Source organism: Rufibacter ruber, assembly GCF_001647275.1.
GTDB classification, from domain to species: Bacteria; Bacteroidota; Bacteroidia; order Cytophagales; family Hymenobacteraceae; genus Nibribacter; species Nibribacter ruber_C.
In genome coordinates this window covers 1-1,913 of record NZ_LRMM01000146.1, presented here as the reverse complement: position 1 = coordinate 1,913, position 1,913 = coordinate 1, and the positions used below count along the sequence as shown (strand labels likewise).

The following is a 1,913-nucleotide window of genomic DNA, read 5'->3' as shown; positions in this document are numbered from 1 at the left end:
AACGTACTGGTATAAACGACGCCGCAGGCCGTCGGCCAAGGTGACGTTTATGCGTTGTTAGTTCATGTTTTTTCTTGCGCGACCTGCACTTCTGCGCTTTTCCGTTTTTGGCCTGATTTCAGAAAACGAGGCCGAAAACAGCTTACCGAGCGCAATCGAATCTTTTCTTGCCCGTCCGCTTTTGGCCCCATTTCCGGAAACGAGGCCAGAAACGCATTCCCGAAGTCGGGCGCACGCATTGCCGGTCAATTCTTGCTCAAACGCAACGTCTATTCCTCTTCTGCAACTTTTGCCGGTAGTCGAGGTGCGTCCTCTGGCTTTTAATAAGCTAATCTAAATCCTTTTGCCGGTGTTTTTATGTGGCGCGTGCAACTTTGCATGTTTCTTTTTTAGAACTTCTGCTGTTTCTTCTGCAGAGTTTAGCGAAGCGGTAGATATCTAAAATATGAACTAACGTCTAGTATAAACGACGGGCGAGGCCGTCGGCCGAAGCATGGCTTATGCACATTGTTAGGCGGAGAAATTTATTTTTGTTTCTCAATGAATAAATTCACTTCTCCAAGTCCTCCTATATGTTTAGGTAACATAAAAAAATTTTTGGGGTTTAGAAATCGAATAAAGTGTTCTTCCAATACTTGAATATCTACATTTTCTACATCTCTGGCGTTTTTCAGGCGCACTCCTTCAATATGGCAAAGCTTCCAGCCTAATTTAGTTAGTGTGTTTTTAGAAATGCATTTATATTTAGCATTTTCCTGTTCACCTTTTACAGGTGCAAATTTGAAGGGTATTTGGTCTTCTTCGAGGAGGATTTTTATTTCTTGTAAATTGACAATCTCTTTCTTAAATATTTTTTCTGCTACCCAATGTGCTGTGGTATTATCGCAAAATATAATTTCCCTTTTGGTTTTATGTATTACTATTCCCCCTCTAGTTTGTCTTGACTTTCTTACAAATAATGGCATTGTAGCATCCCTTGCCCATTCTTTTATGAGTGTCTCCCAATATTCTAAAATCTTAATATCAAACAGGTTGTTTTTATTGAATTCTTTCCATCGTTCTCCTACTAAAGAAATTAGTTGACTTATTTCTTCTGGAAGTTCTGTTGCTGCTTTAGGTATCATAATTTTTTTTCGCCTAACGTCTAGTGTAAGCGGCGGGCGAGGCCGTCGGCCGAAGGCTGACGTTTACACCTTGTTAGGTCTAGTTTTTTCTTTGCAAAGACTGAACGGCTTTTTTCTGTTTTTGGCCTGATTTTCAGGAACGAGCCCGAAAACAGCTTGACGAACGCAATCCATTTTCTTTCTTTTAATTTTCCTGTCCGTCCGTTTTTGCTCTTATTTCGGAAATCCAGGCCGAAAACGCATTCCTGAAGTCGGCCTGCGCGCATTGCTGATAAATTCTTTTTGCGCAAACGTCACTTCAATTCCTCTTCTCCTACTTCTGCCTCTCTTGCTGGTCAAAGTCGGTCGGCGTTCTCCAACTTTTGTTAAGGTAATCAAATTTTTTGCTGACTTCTTCTAATTCATATGAGATTTTTTCAGCTTTTGCTACTCTTGCTGATTATTCTTCTGCAAAGCGAGTAGAAAGGTTCTTCATGTTTAAAATTAGACCTAACGTACTGGTATAAACGACGCCGCAGGCCGTCGGCCAAGGTGACGTTTATGCGTTGTTAGTTCATGTTTTTTCTTGCGCGACCTGCACTTCTGCGCTTTTCCGTTTTTGGCCTGATTTCAGAAAACGAGGCCGAAAACAGCTTACCGAGCGCAATCGAATCTTTTCTTGCCCGTCCGCTTTTGGCCCCATTTCCGGAAACGAGGCCAGAAACGCATTCCCGAAGTCGGGCGCACGCATTGCCGGTCAATTCTTGCTCAAACGCAACGTCTATTCCTCTTCTGCAACTTTTGCCGGTA

The 1,913-nt window shown here is 42.3% G+C and carries 2 protein-coding genes; both read right to left on the bottom strand.

From position 1 onward, the window contains the following. Window positions 1–524 precede the first annotated feature (524 nt). A complete protein-coding gene (locus tag A8O25_RS22245) occupies window positions 525–1,124 on the bottom strand; it encodes a hypothetical protein (protein ID WP_066839859.1) in 600 nt (199 codons plus the stop codon). Between the two features lie 548 nt (window positions 1,125–1,672). After that, on the bottom strand, window positions 1,673–1,913 hold a 241-nt coding region (locus A8O25_RS23620), incomplete at its 5' end, for a hypothetical protein (RefSeq protein WP_206598740.1).

Coding starts and splice junctions, on each gene's coding strand:
- A8O25_RS22245 (WP_066839859.1), bottom strand. CDS start 1,124: ATGATACCTAAAGCAGCAACAGAACTTCCAGAAGAAATAAGTCAACTA.